Raw genomic sequence first — 16,666 nt, forward strand, 5'->3', positions numbered from 1 at the left:
CTGATTCCGAAGGAAAAGCAGGTGCTGGTGCACGACGGCCAGGTGGTGAACAAGGCTTCAAATCCGGATTACCGAGCACCATATAGCCATAGACCGAGTGGTCGAACAGGTAATGGCGCTCTTTAAGATTGGGCACGCGGTAGCCCTGCCCGAAGCTGGCGCGCAAGGTGCCGGTCCAGTCATCGGAACGCAAGGCATCAAAACGCAGGCTGACTTTGGGCGCGAAATGGTTGCCGAAGTCGGAGTCATTCTGCCAGCGCGCGCCTACCAGCATTTCCCAGCGTTCGCCCAGGAAAATATCGTTCTGGAAGAACAGTTCGGTTGCCGAACGCGACACCTTGCCCGAAGTGAATTCCGCAATGCCCTTGTTGGTCTGCTGCAAAGACTCATGATGGTAGTCAGCGCCAAACTGCCACAGCTGATTGCGCCAGAGCGGCAAATCCACCTGCGCGCTGATGCGGTCAGTATCCTGTTTGGCGGCGCGGTCCGTTTCCAGCAAGCCTTCCGCATAAGCCTGGGAATCTGTCTTATAGCGTTCCGTCAGGCCTTTCAGCTGGAGATCCACTTCATTGGGCAATGTCCAGCGGCCGCCAGCACTGAGGCGGTTACGGCGGATATGCTCATCTTTAATGACTTTGGGACGCGCGAAATACGGCGGCTTGCCCTCGCCCAGATACCGCTGGGTGTCGTCCTCGCGGTAAATACTGCCATCGACCCAATAGCTATGCCAGGCGCTGGGCAGGTAATCCGCACGCAAGCCGTACTGTTTGCGCTCGACTTCATCCCCTTGGCGCGCCCAGCTATCGCGGTCGATGGTGAAACCATCGTCGTTGAGCATGTCGGCCGAAGCACGCAGGCGCCAGTTTTCATTGCCGCCTTCCACCATGAACTGCCCATGGCGGCTCGTCGGCTTGGCGCGACCCCCTGTCGGGTTCTGCTTGCCGAAGGTGCCAAGATCGCCGCTGATATGGCCGCGCATGCCGGGTTCCGGCACACGCGTAATGATATTGATGACACCGCCCATGGCAGCGCTGCCGTATTGTGCCGACGCCGCCCCTTTCACGACCTCAATACGCTCGACATCGGCCAGCAGGTATTGGCTCAAATCCACGGTGGACCCGGTGCTGGGCGTCAGCGGCAGGCCATCGACCAGAACCAGCACTTCATCGCTGCTCAAGCCCTGCAAAGACATTTCATAGCCGGATTTGCCATGAATTTCACGCAATTGCAGGCCTGGAATGTTTTCCAGCGCCTGATCCAGCGTCCGGGCGTGCGTGCGCTCGATTTCTTCACGCGTGACGACCTCAGTGCGGATCGGCGTTTCGTCTATGGATTTTTCAGTACGCGTGCCGGTGATTACCACAGGCGTCAACGTTGTCACCCCCTCCGCCGCTGTTTCAGCAACTGCCGGAGAGCTAAGACAGGCACCGGCAAATGCCGCCAGAATCAGACGCAGCACAGGCGCCTGAGGTACAGCCAAAACGGAACGGTGAGACATGACAACCTTCTGCTTGAACCAGCAATGCGAATGTGAAAAATTCTTACCTATATCCTAAGAACTGTCAATTAAAGCAGGGTTCAACCTACAGAAAACCCTAAGAAAATTCATATTCTTGAGTTTCAGCCGCAGAGAGCAGAAACCCCTTTCAAATCAATGGGAAAATGAAGACGCTAAATCGAGGTCTGGCATAGCTATGCCATCCCGTCCCCTCAGACTGTTGTGGTCAGACCACGCCACAATCAGGGGTATTGCCAGATACCAGGGGTCTTGGCACACACGCACTATTCCCAGCTTGCCGCTGCTCATGCCTGCGCGGCATCACTGTTCACGCCCGCGCTGCCTCACCACACGCCGGATCAGCAACGTGATAAGAAACCTGACGCAAGCTCACAGGCTAGGCGCCACGGCCGCCCCGCACGTCCGGCGCCAGCCCCGCCCAGCTTAGGCGCAGGCGGCCAGCACCCGGTCGCTCAAACGCGACAATCTTTCAATATGCGCCAGCCCCTCAATCACGCCTGCGCTGAGAAAAACAAAACTCAACTCGCGTTGCGGATCGACCATCCACATGGTGCTGCCGCGACCCACGGCGTAAAACGCCTCCGCGCTGGCCAGCTGGCCGGCCGCACTCAGGTGCCTGCCCAGGCCTCGCGCCTGCCCGCCCAGCAAAGAGTAATGCGCCGGGGTTTCCGCCAGACCGTGCTGCTGCCGATAGGTTTCCCAGCCCAGATTGGGCGCCATGCCAGTCTGGCTGCGGCTGGCCTCACTCACCACGCCTGGCGGCAAGAGGCGCACGCCGTTTGCCGCGCCATCCCGCCGCAGCGCTTCGGCAAAACGCAGCACATCATCCAGCGTGCCCAGCGCGCCGCCAGCCGGTAATTCAGCGGTGTCGTCCAGCATCCGGTTCAGCAATGCCGCCACGGCCTCGCCTTCCGCAGCAGACATGACGGGCGTATAAGACATGGGCACGCGTTGCGGCACGCCCAGCGCCATGCCAAAAGCCGTGTGGCGCATTCCCAGCGGCGCGAACAGCTGCTGCCTGGCAATCTCGCGAAAGCTGCGCCCAGCCGGGTCGGTCAGCACCAGCAAATACCCCAGCACGGCATAAGCTGCTGTCGGGCTATAGAGCACCTGCCCGCCTGGCGGGCAGGCGGGCGGCAAAGCGGCCAATGCGGCGGCAAACTGGCGCAGATCCCCGCTCTGCTCCGGGCGCAGCGGTACAGGCGGCATCAGGCCTGCCGGCATGCCTGCGGTATGCGTCAGCAACTGGCGCACACGGATATCCTGCTTGCCATGACAGGCAAACGCAGGCCAGAGATCAGCCACTTTGTCGTCCAGCGAAAAGCGGCGCAGCGCCACGGCCTGCAACACCAGAACGGCGGTGAAGGACTTGGATAGCGACATCAACAAATAAATATCATCCAGCGTGGCTGCGCGCCCCGGCGCCGCCTGCCCGAGCGCCGCCCGATACAGCACACGCCCTTGCCGCGCCACGGCAAATGCGGCGCCATAGATGCGGCCTGCGCGGATGTCCTCCTGCACGGCCTCGCCCAAACGCGCCAGCGCGGCGCTGTCCACACCAGTCTGCTCGCAAGCCGCCGCATCCGGCAGCCGCGCTCCCAGCCTTGCTGAATCCACCTGATCCTCCTTGCTTCAAACCATGCCGCCGCCTGCCACCAGCCAGGCACAGCCCCAGCCTACAGAATACGCAGCTGCGGAGACAACAAGCAGACAGCGGGCTGAGTGCAGAAGGCGGAGGGCAGAGGGCAGAGGGCAGCGCCATCCGGCCATAAAAAAAGCATGCCTGGCTGCAACCCGGCATGCTTTTGCTGACTTTTTTGCAGACTTGCCGCCCCCTTGGCAGGGCCGGCAAGTCTTATGCGCACGTCAATCAGAAAATTATTTCTGATTGGTCATGTTCGCAGGCACCACCCATTCGTCGAACTGCTCGGCCGTCAGGAAGCCCAGCGCCAGCGCGGATTCGCGCAGCGACAGGTTTTCCTTGTGGGCCTTCTTGGCGATCTGGGCAGCCTTGTCGTAACCGATATGCGGGTTCAGGGCAGTGACCAGCATCAGCGAACGATTCACCAGCTCGGTGATGCGGTCGCGGTTCGGTTCGATACCGACGGCGCAATGCTCACCGAAGCTGGCCATGCCGTCCGCCAGCAAACGCACCGATTGCAGGAAGTTGTGAATCACCAGGGGCTTGAACACGTTCAGTTCAAAGTTGCCGCTGGCGCCGCCGATGTTGATCGCGACGTCATTACCCAGCACTTGGGCGCCCAGCATGGTGAGGGCTTCGCACTGCGTCGGGTTGACCTTGCCCGGCATGATCGAAGAACCGGGTTCGTTTTCCGGGATGCTGATTTCACCCAGACCCGAACGCGGACCGCTGGACAGCCAGCGCACATCATTGGCGATCTTGATCAGGCCGGCGGCCAGAGTCTTGAGCGCGCCATGGGCGAACAGAATGCCTTCGTGGCCAGCCAGCGCCTGGAACTTGTTGGGCGCGGAAACGAAAGCCACATTGGTGCCGCGGGCCAGTTCGTCGGCAACGCGCTTGCTGAATTCCGGGTGCGCGTTCAGGCCGGTGCCCACTGCCGTGCCGCCAATGGCCAGCTCGTGCAGCACGGGCAGCGTGGCGCGGATCTGGCTTTCGGCGATTTCTAGCTGGGCGACCCAGCCAGAGATTTCCTGGCCCAGCGTCAGCGGCGTGGCGTCTTGCAAGTGGGTGCGGCCAATCTTGACGATATCGCGGAAGGCTTCGCTCTTGGCTTGGAGAATGGCTTTCAGTTTGGCCAGCGCCGGCAGCAGATGGCGCTCGACTTCAACGGCAGCGGCCACGTGCATGGCAGTGGGGAACACGTCGTTGGACGATTGGCCACGGTTCACATGGTCATTGGGGTGAACCTTGCGGGCTTCGCCGCGTTCGCCACCCAGCAGTTCCGAAGCGCGGTTAGCCAGCACTTCGTTCATGTTCATATTGCTTTGCGTGCCCGAACCCGTCTGCCATACGGACAGCGGGAATTCGTTGGGCCACTTGCCTGCGATGACTTCGTCGGCTGCCTTGATGATGGCATCAGCCTGGGCGGCGTCGATCTGCTTCAGTTCAGCATTGACATGCGCAGCGGCGCGCTTGACGCGAGCCAGTGCCTCAACCAGGGCAACCGGCATCTTTTCGGTGGAAATCGAGAAGAAATGCAGCGAACGCTGGGTCTGCGCTCCCCACAGATGCTCTGCAGGGACTTCGATGGGACCGAAGGTGTCTTTTTCGATGCGGGTGCTCATTTGTTGACTTGACTCCACTGGGTACGGCCAGACAAGAACGCTTGGCCGCGTTCATTGAGAATGAGAATGGGACGACTGATGAACCTAACGCCCGCTAGGATAGCAGATGCAGGCTGCCGATATCAGCGGAATGGGGTTCCAGATTCCCGCCCCAGCCGCCGGCAGGCGCCCTTGCCGCGCGGGCATGGAAAATGCGCCGGTCGGGCTGATTTTTCCATGCCAGACAGGCAGGGCACCGCCATGCCCCGGCCCTTCCCTCCCTATAATGGCCGCCTTATCCGCAGCGCCACCGGAGCCGTCATGCCTCTTCCCGCCCCGCACTCATTTCATTTGCCCGACGAAGCCGCCACCGAAGCCCTGGCCCAGCGCCTGGCGCCGCTGGTTTACGACCGCCTCCTGGCCACCGAAGCCCCAGGCCCTCAGGCTGGCGGCCGGATACACCTGCGCGGCGACCTCGGCGCGGGCAAAACCAGTTTTGCCCGCGCACTGTTGCGCGCATGCGGCATTAGCGGCCGAATCAAGAGTCCAAGCTACGCACTGCTTGAATCTTATAAAGTTTTTAACTTATACTTGTATCATCTTGATTTTTATAGATTTAGCGAATCAAGGGAATGGCTGGATGCCGGATTCAGAGAAATTCTGCGTGATGATGCCGTTGTTTTGATCGAATGGCCGGAGCGCGCCGGTAATCTCCTGAGCCCGCCAGATCTAGAAATTTCGTTGGACTACCTGGACGATGGACGCCGCGCGGATCTATCGGCCCACACCGAAAGAGGGCTTAAATGGCTGAACGCACTCCTCTCCCCCGGCCCCTGATACCGGCTGACGCGACGCGTCGCCGTCTGCTTGGCAGCGCCATGACGCTGCTGCTCGTTCCCGTGATTCCCCGCACTGCCCACGCGGCCAGTATTCTGGCTGTGCGCACATGGCCGGCGGACGATTACACCCGCATCACGCTGGAACTCGATAGCGCCCTAAGGGCCGAGCATTTCACGCTGGAAAATCCGCACCGCCTCGTCGTCGATATCGAGGGCCTGACCCTCGATCAAGCGCTCAACGAGCTGGTTTCCAAGATCAAGCCTGACGATCCCTTTATCGCCAGCGCCCGGGTGGCTCAGAACCGCCCGGATATCGTGCGCCTGGTGTTCGATCTCAAGCAGGCCATCGCCCCCCAGGTCTTCACGCTCAAACCGGTTGCCGAATACCAGTATCGCCTGGTGCTCGATCTCTATCCGAAAATCGGGCAGGATCCCTTGCTGGCCATGATGAACAGCAAGAACGTGCCAGGCGAGGACGACCCGCTGGCCCGTATTCTTGAAGACCTGTCCAGCCGTCCTGGCAGCACGCCTGCCCAGCAGCAGCCGCTGCCGGCCACGCCGCGCCCCAGTACCGGTCCGCAGGTGGCGACAGCGCCCGCGCGCCCTGAACCCGAGCGCCCCGCGCCGGTCACCAGCGGCCGCGCGCCTGCGGTTCATACCGCCGGCCGCCGCCGGCCGCTGACCATTGCCCTGGATCCCGGCCATGGCGGCGAAGATCCGGGCGCTACCGGCCCGGGCGGCACGCGTGAAAAGGATGTGGTGCTGAGCATCGCCCATATGCTGCGCCAGCGTATCGACGGCACGCCCGGCATGCGCGCCTTCATGACGCGTGATGCGGACTTCTTCGTGCCGCTGCATGTGCGTGTGCAAAAAGCACGCCGCATGCAGGCCGACCTGTTCATTTCGATTCACGCCGACGCCTGGACCCGGCCAACCGCCCGGGGCACTTCAGTCTTCGCCTTGTCGGAACGCGGCGCCAGCAGCACCATGGCGCGCCTGCTGGCCAACAAGGAAAATGCGGCGGATCTGATCGGCGGCGTCAATCTCGGCAGCCAGGATGCCAACGTCGCCAAAGTCTTGCTGGAACTGTCCACGACTGCGCAGATCAATGATTCGCTCCGGTTCGGCGGCACCTTGCTGCGTGAACTGGAAAAAATCAACACGCTGCACAAGAAGAATGTCGAGCAGGCCGGTTTTGCCGTGCTGAAGGCCCCGGATATTCCGTCAGTCCTGATTGAAACCGCGTTCATCAGCAACCCGGGCGAAGAGCGGCTGTTGCGCACGACCGCGCACCAGCAGAAGATCGCGGCTGCCATTCATACCGGCATCCAGGGCTTCTACGCCGCCAATCCTCACATCGCAGCACTGGACCGCGAAATCAGTTAAAAATGCGTTCATGCAAGAACGCCGCACTATCCATGCCCTGCCCGATCTGCTGATTAGCCAGATCGCGGCAGGCGAGGTCATTGAACGACCCGCCTCCGTCCTCAAGGAATTACTGGAAAACGCCATAGATGCGGGTGCCAGCGCCATCACTGTCCGTCTGGATGGCGGTGGCATCCGGCGCATTGCCGTCACCGACGACGGCTGCGGCATTCCGCCTGAAGAGCTGCCGCTGGCGCTGACGCGCCATGCCACCAGCAAAATCGGCTCCCTGGCCGACCTGGAATCCGTCGCTTCCATGGGGTTTCGCGGCGAAGCGCTGGCTTCCATCGCTTCTGTCGCCTATCTGACCCTGACCTCACGCACTGCCAATGCCAGCCATGCCAGCCAGATTCTGGGCTTGCAAAACCAGGCTGAGCCTGCCGCCGGCCCTGGCGGTACAACGGTAGATGTGCGCCAGCTATTCGATAACGTGCCGGCGCGCCGGAAATTCCTGCGCAGCGAACAGACCGAATTCGGCCATTGCGTCGATGCGTTTGAACGCATCGCATTGGCCCACCCCCATATCGCCTTCCAGCTCTTTCACAATGAGCGGGCGGTGCGCCAATGGCCGCAAACCGACCCCATGCAGCGCATCCGCGATGTGCTCGGTGAAGATTTCGCCAAGCAAGGCATCACCCTGCATGCCGACACGGGCGCCGCCGCGCTGTCCGGTATCGTGCTGGAACCCACGGCAGCCCGCGCCCGCGCTGACCGCCAGTACCTGTATGTCAATGGCCGGTTCGTGCGCGACCGTACCGTATCGCATGCCATCCGCAGCGCCTATGCCGATGTCCTGCATGGCGACCGCCAGCCCGCCTATGTCCTGTTCCTGAATGTCGATCCGGCCAGCGTGGATGTCAACGTTCACCCGGCCAAAAGTGAAATCCGCTTTCGCGATAGCGGCGCGGTTTACCGCTTTGTCATGCAGCAAGTGGGCCAGGCGCTGGCCCATGGCGCCGGGCAACTCGGCGAAGCCGTTGCCGCCCCGCCTGCCGCCCCGGCGAGCGGAGCTTCAGGCCTGGCTGGCGCTTCCGATGCCCCTGCCCCGCAGCCTGCGGGAACCGGCCCGGCCATCACGCCTGATTCCGCTGCGCCCCCCCCGGCGCATTACACCCAGCAGGCACCGCTGCGCCTGGCCGAGCCGCAACGGCGCTATGACGCTGGCGGCTTCAATTGGCAACAACACTACCGCCCGCTGGACGATAGCGCCGCTGGCAGCGCAAGCGCGCCGGGCGCCCATCATGCTGCCGCCAGCATAGTGTCGCCGGACAGCGCCGCGCCCGGCCTGCCGCGGCCTGCCCTGCCCGGCTTCGCCCCTGCCAGCCTGGCCGCAACCGACTTGCCCAGCACCGGGGACGACCTGCCGCTGGGCCTGGCCCTGGCGCAACTGCACGGCATCTACATCCTGGCGGAAAACCGGCATGGCCTGATCCTGGTAGATATGCATGCCGCCCATGAGCGCATTGTGTACGAGCGCCTGAAAAACGCCATGGATCAAAACGGCCTGCCGCGCCAGGATCTGCTCGTGCCCGTGGTGTTCAGCGCGCCCGAAAAAGAAGTGGCCTTGCTGGACGAATATGAACATCTGCTGACGGAATTCGGGTTTGAGCTGCGGCCTGCCGGCCCGGGTGCCGTGGCCGTGCGCAGCGTGCCGGCTGCGCTGGCCGACGGCGATATCGAATCACTGGCGCGCGCCGTGCTCGCCGATCTGGCACAGGTCGGCATCTCGCGCCATCTGACAGAAAAGCGCAATGAACTGCTCTCTACCATGGCCTGCCATGGTTCCGTGCGCGCGCACCGGAAACTCACCCGCGAAGAAATGAACGCCTTGCTGCGCGACATGGAAGCCACGGAGCGCGCCGGCCAATGCAACCATGGCCGCCCTACCTGGGTGCAATGGAACCTGCCCGAACTGGACCGTCTTTTTCTGCGCGGGCAATAAACGATTCATGACTGCTACTCCTCTTCCCATTGTTTGCCTAGCCGGCCCGACTGCCGCAGGCAAAAGCGCGGCTACCCTGGCGCTGGCGCAACGCTGGCCGCTGGAAATCATCAATGTCGATTCCGCCACCATTTACCGCGGCATGGATATCGGCACGGCCAAACCCAGCCAGGCCGAACGCCAGCAAGTTCCCCAGCACATGCTGGATATTCTCGACCCGGCAGAGAGCTATTCCGCGGCCGCCTTCCGTGCCGACGCCCTAGCCCTGATAGACGCTATTCTGCAACGAGGCAGGCTGCCCCTGCTGGCGGGCGGCACCATGATGTATTACAAGGCGCTGCGCGATGGCCTGGATGACCTGCCTGAAGCCGATCCCGCCTTGCGCGCGGAACTCGAAGCCCGCGCCCTGGCCCACGGCTGGCCCGCGCTGCATGCCGAACTGGCGCAACATGACCCTGTGACTGCCGCCCGCCTGGCCCCCAATGACAGCCAGCGCATCCAGCGCGCCCTGGAAGTGTGCCTGCTCAGCGGCCAGCCCATGTCAGCCTTGCTGGGCCAGCAGCAGCGCCAAGCCGCGCAAGCCGGCACCGCCCTGCCCTATGTTTTCCGAACAATCAGCCTGGAGCCTTCGGACCGGCTGGCCTTGCACCAGCGGATTGCGCTGCGCTTTGATCACATGCTGGCGCAGGGCTTTGCCGAAGAAGTGCGGCATTTGCACCAGCGCGCAGATTTGCATGCTGGCCTGCCATCGGTACGCTGTGTCGGATACCGCCAGATGTGGTCTTGGCTGGATGGTGAAATTTCGCAGGCCCAGGCGCGTGAACAGGCAATCGCCGCGACGCGCCAGCTCGCCAAACGGCAAATCACCTGGCTGCGCGCCCAGCCCGAACGGCAAATCATTGATTGTCTGGCGGCAGATGCGCAATCCGCGGCCGTGGACGCGGCCGCACCCTGGCTGAATCAGCTGGCAAACGCCGCCCGGGCTTGACCCAGCCGGCGGCCCGCTTCTGGCGGCCGCCCTTGTTGGTGCCCTTCACTGTTGGCGCCCTTCGCTATTGGTGCCTTCGTTGTTGGTGCCTTCGTTGTTGACACCCGTCGCTGCTGACGCCCCCTCGCTGCTGGCTGCCGTCTCTGGCTGGCGCATCTAAGCCCCCCAGCCACCGCTTTCTAGCAAGCGCGGCTGGTCTTTGCTTCCGGCGTCTCAATAATCAACCGTATCGGCTTCATCCGCCGTCCGCGCCATCAGGTGCGCCTCTGCCTCTGGCGCAGCCTTGGCGGCTTCTGGCTCTTCCGCAGGACGCGCCAGCAGCACAACGGTTTCATCCGGCAGCAGAACCCGCGCGCGGCCTTCATTTTTAGCGCGATACATGCGCTGATCCGCCAGTTCCACCAATGTCGGCCAATCCAGCACTTCATCGTGCATGCGCTCGGCAACACCGACGGATGCCAGCAGCATCGCGCCATCCTCGCTCAAGCCCAAGCCACCTTGGCGCAGACGATCCACAAAATAAGGCAATTGCGCCACCGACATATTCGGCAGGATGATGACGAACTCTTCCCCGCCCCAGCGCACCAGCACATCACTGGTGCGCAGATAGCTGCGCAAGCTGCTCACCAGACTGCAAAGCGCGCGGTCCCCGGCATCATGACCAAAACGGTCATTGATGGACTTGAAATGGTCTATGTCTATGAAAGCCAGGGCCAGCGGCGTATCGGAATTGGCCGACAGCATGAACAGGCGCTCCAGGCTTTCCACACCGGAACGGCGCGTCAGGGCATCCGTCAGCGGATCCGTATTGGCCCGGTGCACCAGACTTTTCATGTAGTGCAACTGACTCATGCTGGAAAACATGGCAATCCCGATCATCAGCATCATGAACCAAAGCGTTGCCCCATGCTGCGCCCAGGAGAGCCCTTGCGCCTCCCCCATGGTCATGCCCAGCAGCGCCGTGCCCAGCGCAGGGATGGCAAACAGCAAGACTTCCAGGGCCGACAAGGGAAAAATCGCCAGGCCGCCCAGCACCACCGTCGGCATCAGCGCGTAAATCTGCATCATCAGGGACTGCGCGCTGGTCAAGGGGATGCCGCTGGTCAGCCGCAGCGCGGCCAGATAAAACAGACAAGGCACAATCAGCAGGCAGGCCAGCATGGCCAGCGCCCGCTTATAAGGATGGCTGGGTGAAAGCTCGCGCGGTTTGGCCATGTAGAAAAACACGGCGCCTGCCGTCAAGCGCAGCAACACCAGCACCAGCGCCTGAGGCCAGGGGAACACAATCAGGTCGATGATTCCGCACAATGGCACCAGGATGAAAAACAGCACGGACAGCAATTGAATACGCGCCGCTATCACAGACGCTGCATGCCGCCGTATCGACAACGGCAAACCCATCGGCGAAGCCAGCGACAACAGCTGGCCTGCTGTCGGCTGGGTTGGCGCGACAATATTGTCGGTAACGTAACGCCAGAATCGACGGATTCGCAACATAACGGTGTCGTGATGGATATGACCCGCCACCTGCGCGTGCGCCAGGCGGCGCACGGCTCAGCCGGACCATGAATGAAGGTGTTGCCCGCCAGCAGCGGACAACACGGCGCCCCTGCCGGGGCGAACGGGATCAGAGAACCACGGTGCCTGGCGCGCCCTCGGCGCGCGGCTTGATTTCACCAATCTGGAACACCTGCTCGCCATGCGCAGCCAGCGTGGCCGCGACAGCGCTGGCCTGATCGGCTGCCACCACGATTATCATGCCGATCCCGCAGTTGAACACCCGGTGCATTTCCTGGTGATCCACGCCGCCTTCACGCTGCAGCCAATCGAACAGCGCCGGACGCTGCCAGGCCGAAGCATGCAGTTCCGCCTGCCACTGAGGCTGCAGAATGCGCGGCACGTTTTCCAGCAAACCGCCGCCGGTGATATGGGCCAGGCCCTTGATCGTTTCGCCGTGCTGCTCCAGCGCAGCCAGCACCGATTTCACGTAGAGGCGCGTGGGCGCCATGACGGCATCCACAAAAGGCTTGCCATGGAAATCGTCATCCGGACGGGCGCCTGCGCGCTCGATGATCTTGCGCACCAGCGAATAACCGTTGGAGTGCGCGCCGCTGGAAGCCAGGCCGAGCACAACATCGCCCGCCGTAATCGACTTGCCGTCAATGATTTTGGATTTCTCGACCGCGCCAACCGCAAAGCCAGCCAGATCGTATTCCCCGTCAGGGTACATCCCCGGCATTTCAGCCGTTTCACCGCCAATCAGGGCGCAGCCCGACTCTTCACACCCCTTGGCAATGCCACCGACGACGGCCGCGGCCGTGTCCACAGACAATTTGCCGCAGGCGAAATAGTCAAGAAAGAACAACGGTTCGGCGCCTTGCACCAGGATATCGTTGACGCTCATGGCCACGAGGTCGATGCCTACCGTATCATGACGGTTCCATTCAAAAGCCAGGCGGAGCTTGGTGCCCACGCCATCGGTTCCTGAAACGAGCACCGGCTCACGGTACTTGCCGGGAACCTGGAACAGGGCGCCGAAGCCCCCTATGCCTCCCAGCACGCCAGCGCGCATGGTGCGCGCTGCCAAGGGTTTGATGCGATCAACCAGCGCATCTCCGGCGTCGATATCGACGCCTGCGTCGCGATAGGTCAGGGAGGACTTGTTTGTCTGGGCCATGGAAAAAACCGTCGAATATGTAAAAATCGCAGCGTTTCGCTGAATAAGAAGTTGATTTTACGATGAACCGCCACTTGCGCCGCGCAATCACCCTGAATTCCGTCAAGAAAGGATCGCTGGCATGAGCCGTCAGCTCCTGCTGGACGTGCTGCCGGCGCCTGCTCCCTCCCTGGAGAACTATATTCCGGGACCGAATCTGGCTGCGCTCCAAGCCGCCAACGATCTGGCGCCTGGCCGTGCCCTCTACCTCTGGGGCGCGGATGGTTCCGGGCGCAGCCACCTGCTGCGCGGCCTGTCGTCCCTGCAAGGCGTCCGGCATTATTTTGCCGCGGCAGGCTCGACTGAGATTTTGCACCAATTGGCCGATAGCGACGGCCGCCGCGCAGACCTGATCGCCATCGACGACGTGCAGCAGCTTGATGACGGCGCCCAAGCTGCCGTATTCGCCCTGTACAATCGCTGGCGCGAAACCGCCGCCTCCCCGCATGCTTTCTCGCTGGTGCTGGCCGGTGACCGTGCGCCGCTGTCCATGCCGCTACGCGAAGATTTGCGTACCCGGCTGGGCTGGGATCTGGTCTTTCGCCTGGAACCGCTTTCTGACGCCGACAAGCTGGCCGCCCTGCACCTGCAAGCGGAAAGCCGAGGCGTCAATCTGACACCGGAAGTGCTCAACTGGATATTGACTCACCTTGAGCGCGACATGCGCAAGCTGTCACGCCTGATCGACGAACTCGACCGTTACTCGCTATCCGCGCGCCGGCCCATCACCATTCCATTGCTGCGGACCATGCTCGCAGACCCGAACACCAACCGACAATGAAGCCCAACTCACCGACACGCCTTGCCCTGTTCGACCTGGATCACACGCTGCTGCCGCTGGACAGCGACTATCAATGGGCCGAATTCCTGGCGCGCACCGGACGCGCAGGCGACCCGGAAGTCGCCCGCCAGCGCAACGAGGACCTGATGGTGCGCTACAACGAAGGCAACCTGACCGCAGAGCAGTCGGCTGAATTCATGCTGGGGCTGCTCTCCCCCCATCACCCTACCGATCTGGCCCGCTGGCATGAAGATTTCATGCGTGAAATCATCTGGCCCGCGATTCAGCCCAATGCGCTGGCCCTGGTGCGCCAGCACCTGGAAGCCGGTGATCTGGTCGCCATCGTGACGGCCACCAATGGCTTCGTGACCGCGCCTATCGCACGGGCGCTGGGCGTCCAGCATCTGGTCGCCACCGACGCTGAATATCTCAATGGCCGCTACACCGGCCGCATTCTTGGCACGCCCAGCTTCCGCGAAGGCAAGATCACACGCGTCCAGCAATGGCTCGCTACGCTGGGCCAGCAACTGGAAAACTACTCGGAAACCTGGTTCTACAGTGACTCCATGAACGACTTGCCGCTGTTAGAAGTCGTTTCACATCCTGTGGCCGCCAACCCCAGCGACGAACTGCGCCGTATCGCAACTGAGCGGAAATGGCGCATCATTGATCTGTTCACGCAGTTGGCCGACCAGAAATCCTGATATCGAATGATCACAGAAACCATCAAACGCTTTGTGAGCCGCCTGCGCCGCCCCGCCGGGCCGGCGCGCATTCCGGCCGAACGGCACGGGATAGACCCGCGCCATGTGTCGCGCAATGCGGTGAAAGTCTGCGAAACCTTGCGCAGCCACGGCTACGAAGCCTATATCGTGGGCGGCGCCGTGCGCGACCTGATCCTCGGGCTGGAACCCAAAGATTTCGACGTTGCCACCAACGCCACCCCCGAACAAGTGCGCCCGCTGTTCCGCCGCGCCCGCATTATCGGCCGGCGTTTTCAACTGGTGCACGTCGTCTTCGGCCGCGAAATCATCGAGACCTCCACCTTCCGCGCGCCCTCCAGCGGCGAGCAGGAAACCGATGAGCATGGGCGCATTCTGCGCGACAACGTTTTCGGCAACCAGGAACAGGATGCCGTGCGGCGCGACTTCACCATGAACGCGCTGTACTACGACCCGCTGGACCAGACTGTCATCGACTACCACAATGGCGTCGAAGACCTGAAACAACGCGTGATCCGCATGATTGGCGACCCTGCCACCCGCTACCGTGAAGACCCGGTGCGCATGCTGCGCGCCGTGCGCTTCGCGGCCAAGATCAGCGGCAAAATAGACGATGCCACCCAGGCGCCCATCCCCGGCCTGGCGGTCCTGATCGAAAATGTGCCGGCGTCGCGCCTGTTTGATGAAATGCTCAAACTGCTGACCTGCGGCCATGCGATGGACTGCCTGCAGCAATTGCGCCGCGCCGGTCTGCACAAAGGCCTGCTGCCCTTGCTCGATGTCGTGCTGGAGCAGCCCAACGGCAAACGCTTCGTCACCCTGGCGCTGGAACGCACCGATGCCCGCGTGCGCACCGGCAAGACCGTCAGCCCCAGCTTCCTTTTCGCTGCGCTGCTGTGGCAGCAGGTTGCCTCCCGCTGGGAAGAACTGGAAGGGCGCGGCGAACACCGTATTCCTGCCCTGCTCCAGGCCGCCGATTCCGTGCTGGAAGAGCAAACGGGCAAACTGGCGATTCAACGCCGTTTCACGGCCGATATGCGCGATATCTGGTTCATGCAGCCGCGCATGGTGCGCCGCCCCGGCCGCGCCGTCTGGCGCCTGGTGGAACAGCCCCGCTTCCGCGCTGCCTGCGACTTCCTGCAATTGCGCGCCGCCGCCGGCGAAATCGACAGCGTCGATGCGCAATGGTGGATGGACCTGGCCAATGCCGATGACGGCCTGCGGGCGGAAATGATAGACGGCCTGGCGCAATTGCCTCGTGATACCGATGATATGCCGGCGGCGCGCAAACCGCGCCGCCGCCGTCGCCGCCCCAGCAATGCCCGCTCTGCCGGAGCGCCCGATAGCGCCGCTGGCAGCGCGGAATAAGGCCATGGACGCTCTGCATTGCGCCTACGTCGGCCTGGGCGCCAACCTGGGTGACGCCCAGCTCACCTTGCGCCAGACCCAGGCGGAGCTGGCGGCCCATGACGGCATCGCAGCCCTTGAGGCGTCGCCGTTTTACCGCACGGCGCCCGTCGATGCGGGCGGCCCGGATTTCATCAATGCCGCCGTTCGCCTGCAGACACGCCTGGAACCGCTGGCCCTGCTGGATCTGCTGCAGGCGCTGGAACAGCGGCATGGCCGCCAGCGCCCTTATCGCAATGCGCCGCGCACGCTGGATCTGGACATGTTGTTCTACGACGACCTGCAACTGGATCATCCGCGCCTGACGCTGCCGCACCCGCGCCTGCATGAACGCGCGTTTGCCCTGATGCCGCTGCTGGATGTGGTGCCTGACGCCGCGCCCGGGCAGCCAGAGCTGCCTGGCTGCGCCCGCCCGCCGGTTCCGCGTGCCGCCTTGCTGCATTGGCTGGCAGCGTGCGGCGATCAGCGCATCGAACGCCTGTCCGGCCCCGGCCAAGCGGCAAACGGCAGCTGCAACACCGTCTGATCCTCCCGCCCTGCCGTGCGCCGGATCATTGCGTGACAGTTCCATCCCGCAGCAATCCGCCACAACAGTTAAAATCAAAAATTACGCGCCGCGCCACCGGGGCTGGCGGCACCACTGTCCGACCTTCATTACTCATGCTCACTTTCCAGCAAATCATCCTCAGGCTCCAGGAATACTGGGACAAACAAGGCTGCGCGCTGCTGCAGCCGTACGACATGGAAGTCGGCGCAGGCACCTCGCACACCGCGACATTCCTGCGCGCCATCGGCCCCGAGCCTTGGCGCGCCGCCTATGTCCAGCCTTCGCGCCGCCCTAAAGACGGCCGCTACGGCGAAAACCCCAACCGCCTGCAGCATTACTATCAATATCAGGTCGTGCTCAAACCCGCGCCGCCCGATATCCTCGACCTGTATATCGGCTCGCTGAAAACGCTGGGCATAGACCCCACCGTGCACGATATCCGCTTTGTCGAAGACGACTGGGAAAACCCCACGCTGGGCGCCTGGGGTCTGGGCTGGGAAGTCTGGCTCAACGGTATGGAAGTCACGCAGTTCA

14 protein-coding genes are annotated in these 16,666 nt (G+C 62.7%); 9 read left to right on the top strand and 5 right to left on the bottom strand.

The genetic code is table 11. The annotated features are described in order from the left end of the window. From ACTJGZ_RS12390 to fumC, 3 genes are all read right to left on the bottom strand, one after another. On the bottom strand, window positions 1-1,363 hold a 1,363-nt coding region (locus tag ACTJGZ_RS12390; protein ID WP_441663237.1), incomplete at its 3' end, for a TonB-dependent receptor plug domain-containing protein. Between the two features lie 579 nt (window positions 1,364-1,942). Continuing rightward, on the bottom strand, window positions 1,943-3,136 hold the full coding sequence (locus tag ACTJGZ_RS12395; protein WP_441663226.1) for a serine hydrolase domain-containing protein: 1,194 nt from the start codon (window positions 3,134-3,136) through the stop codon (window positions 1,943-1,945). Between the two features lie 261 nt (window positions 3,137-3,397). Next, a complete protein-coding gene (gene fumC, locus ACTJGZ_RS12400; protein ID WP_127773636.1) occupies window positions 3,398-4,786 on the bottom strand; it encodes a class II fumarate hydratase in 1,389 nt (462 codons plus the stop codon). A 300-nt stretch (window positions 4,787-5,086) separates the two neighbouring features. Between fumC and tsaE the strand changes: the two genes are divergently transcribed. From tsaE to miaA, 4 genes are read left to right on the top strand one after another with little or no spacing between them, the layout of a single operon-like run. Then, entirely contained in the window at window positions 5,087-5,602 is a 516-nt protein-coding gene (gene tsaE / locus ACTJGZ_RS12405; protein WP_441663227.1) for a tRNA (adenosine(37)-N6)-threonylcarbamoyltransferase complex ATPase subunit type 1 TsaE, read from the top strand. Then, complete coding sequence (locus ACTJGZ_RS12410; protein ID WP_441663228.1) at window positions 5,569-6,990, top strand: N-acetylmuramoyl-L-alanine amidase; 1,422 nt, start codon at window positions 5,569-5,571, stop codon at window positions 6,988-6,990. The genes tsaE and ACTJGZ_RS12410 overlap by 34 nt, the downstream gene beginning before the upstream one ends. A 10-nt stretch (window positions 6,991-7,000) precedes the next feature. Continuing rightward, window positions 7,001-8,971: a DNA mismatch repair endonuclease MutL gene (mutL, locus tag ACTJGZ_RS12415; protein ID WP_441663229.1), complete on the top strand. Its 1,971-nt coding sequence runs from the start codon at window positions 7,001-7,003 to the stop codon at window positions 8,969-8,971. Between the two features lie 7 nt (window positions 8,972-8,978). After that, entirely contained in the window at window positions 8,979-9,959 is a 981-nt protein-coding gene (gene miaA, locus ACTJGZ_RS12420) for a tRNA (adenosine(37)-N6)-dimethylallyltransferase MiaA (RefSeq protein WP_441663230.1), read from the top strand. Window positions 9,960-10,172: 213 nt separating this feature from the next. On the opposite strand, the gene ACTJGZ_RS12425 is transcribed toward miaA, so the two are convergent. Continuing rightward, window positions 10,173-11,456 (bottom strand): diguanylate cyclase, encoded by a 1,284-nt coding sequence (locus tag ACTJGZ_RS12425; protein WP_441663231.1) that lies wholly within the window; start codon window positions 11,454-11,456, stop codon window positions 10,173-10,175. A gap of 130 nt (window positions 11,457-11,586) precedes the next feature. Beyond that, entirely contained in the window at window positions 11,587-12,636 is a 1,050-nt protein-coding gene (gene purM, locus ACTJGZ_RS12430; RefSeq protein WP_441663232.1) for a phosphoribosylformylglycinamidine cyclo-ligase, read from the bottom strand. Between the two features lie 121 nt (window positions 12,637-12,757). On the opposite strand from purM, the gene hda reads away from it, so the two are divergent. From hda to ACTJGZ_RS12455, 5 genes are all read left to right on the top strand, one after another. Then, complete coding sequence (gene hda / locus ACTJGZ_RS12435) at window positions 12,758-13,456, top strand: DnaA regulatory inactivator Hda (RefSeq protein WP_441663233.1); 699 nt, start codon at window positions 12,758-12,760, stop codon at window positions 13,454-13,456. Continuing rightward, entirely contained in the window at window positions 13,453-14,160 is a 708-nt protein-coding gene (locus ACTJGZ_RS12440) for an HAD family hydrolase (RefSeq protein ID WP_441663234.1), read from the top strand. Before hda ends, ACTJGZ_RS12440 begins: the two co-directional genes overlap by 4 nt. 6 nt (window positions 14,161-14,166) lie before the next feature. After that, window positions 14,167-15,546 carry a polynucleotide adenylyltransferase PcnB gene (gene pcnB, locus ACTJGZ_RS12445; protein WP_441663235.1) on the top strand — a complete coding sequence of 460 codons (1,380 nt, stop codon included), beginning with the start codon at window positions 14,167-14,169 and terminating at the stop codon, window positions 15,544-15,546. Between the two features lie 4 nt (window positions 15,547-15,550). After that, entirely contained in the window at window positions 15,551-16,111 is a 561-nt protein-coding gene (folK, locus tag ACTJGZ_RS12450; RefSeq protein WP_441663236.1) for a 2-amino-4-hydroxy-6-hydroxymethyldihydropteridine diphosphokinase, read from the top strand. Window positions 16,112-16,191: 80 nt separating this feature from the next. Then, on the top strand, window positions 16,192-16,666 hold a 475-nt coding region (locus tag ACTJGZ_RS12455), incomplete at its 3' end, for a glycine--tRNA ligase subunit alpha (RefSeq protein ID WP_441663238.1).

The organism is Kerstersia sp. (assembly GCF_052103615.1).
Taxonomy (GTDB): domain Bacteria; phylum Pseudomonadota; class Gammaproteobacteria; order Burkholderiales; family Burkholderiaceae_B; genus Kerstersia.

Excerpts from the sequence above, each read along its gene's own strand:
- fumC (WP_127773636.1), bottom strand. The coding sequence starts at position 4,786 with ATGAGCACCCGCATCGAAAAAGACACCTTCGGTCCCATCGAAGTCCCT.
- tsaE (WP_441663227.1), top strand. The coding sequence starts at position 5,087 with ATGCCTCTTCCCGCCCCGCACTCATTTCATTTGCCCGACGAAGCCGCC.
- ACTJGZ_RS12410 (WP_441663228.1), top strand. The coding sequence starts at position 5,569 with ATGGCTGAACGCACTCCTCTCCCCCGGCCCCTGATACCGGCTGACGCG.
- mutL (WP_441663229.1), top strand. The coding sequence starts at position 7,001 with ATGCAAGAACGCCGCACTATCCATGCCCTGCCCGATCTGCTGATTAGC.
- miaA (WP_441663230.1), top strand. The coding sequence starts at position 8,979 with ATGACTGCTACTCCTCTTCCCATTGTTTGCCTAGCCGGCCCGACTGCC.
- ACTJGZ_RS12425 (WP_441663231.1), bottom strand. The coding sequence starts at position 11,456 with ATGTTGCGAATCCGTCGATTCTGGCGTTACGTTACCGACAATATTGTC.
- purM (WP_441663232.1), bottom strand. The coding sequence starts at position 12,636 with ATGGCCCAGACAAACAAGTCCTCCCTGACCTATCGCGACGCAGGCGTC.
- hda (WP_441663233.1), top strand. The coding sequence starts at position 12,758 with ATGAGCCGTCAGCTCCTGCTGGACGTGCTGCCGGCGCCTGCTCCCTCC.
- ACTJGZ_RS12440 (WP_441663234.1), top strand. The coding sequence starts at position 13,453 with ATGAAGCCCAACTCACCGACACGCCTTGCCCTGTTCGACCTGGATCAC.
- pcnB (WP_441663235.1), top strand. The coding sequence starts at position 14,167 with ATGATCACAGAAACCATCAAACGCTTTGTGAGCCGCCTGCGCCGCCCC.
- folK (WP_441663236.1), top strand. The coding sequence starts at position 15,551 with ATGGACGCTCTGCATTGCGCCTACGTCGGCCTGGGCGCCAACCTGGGT.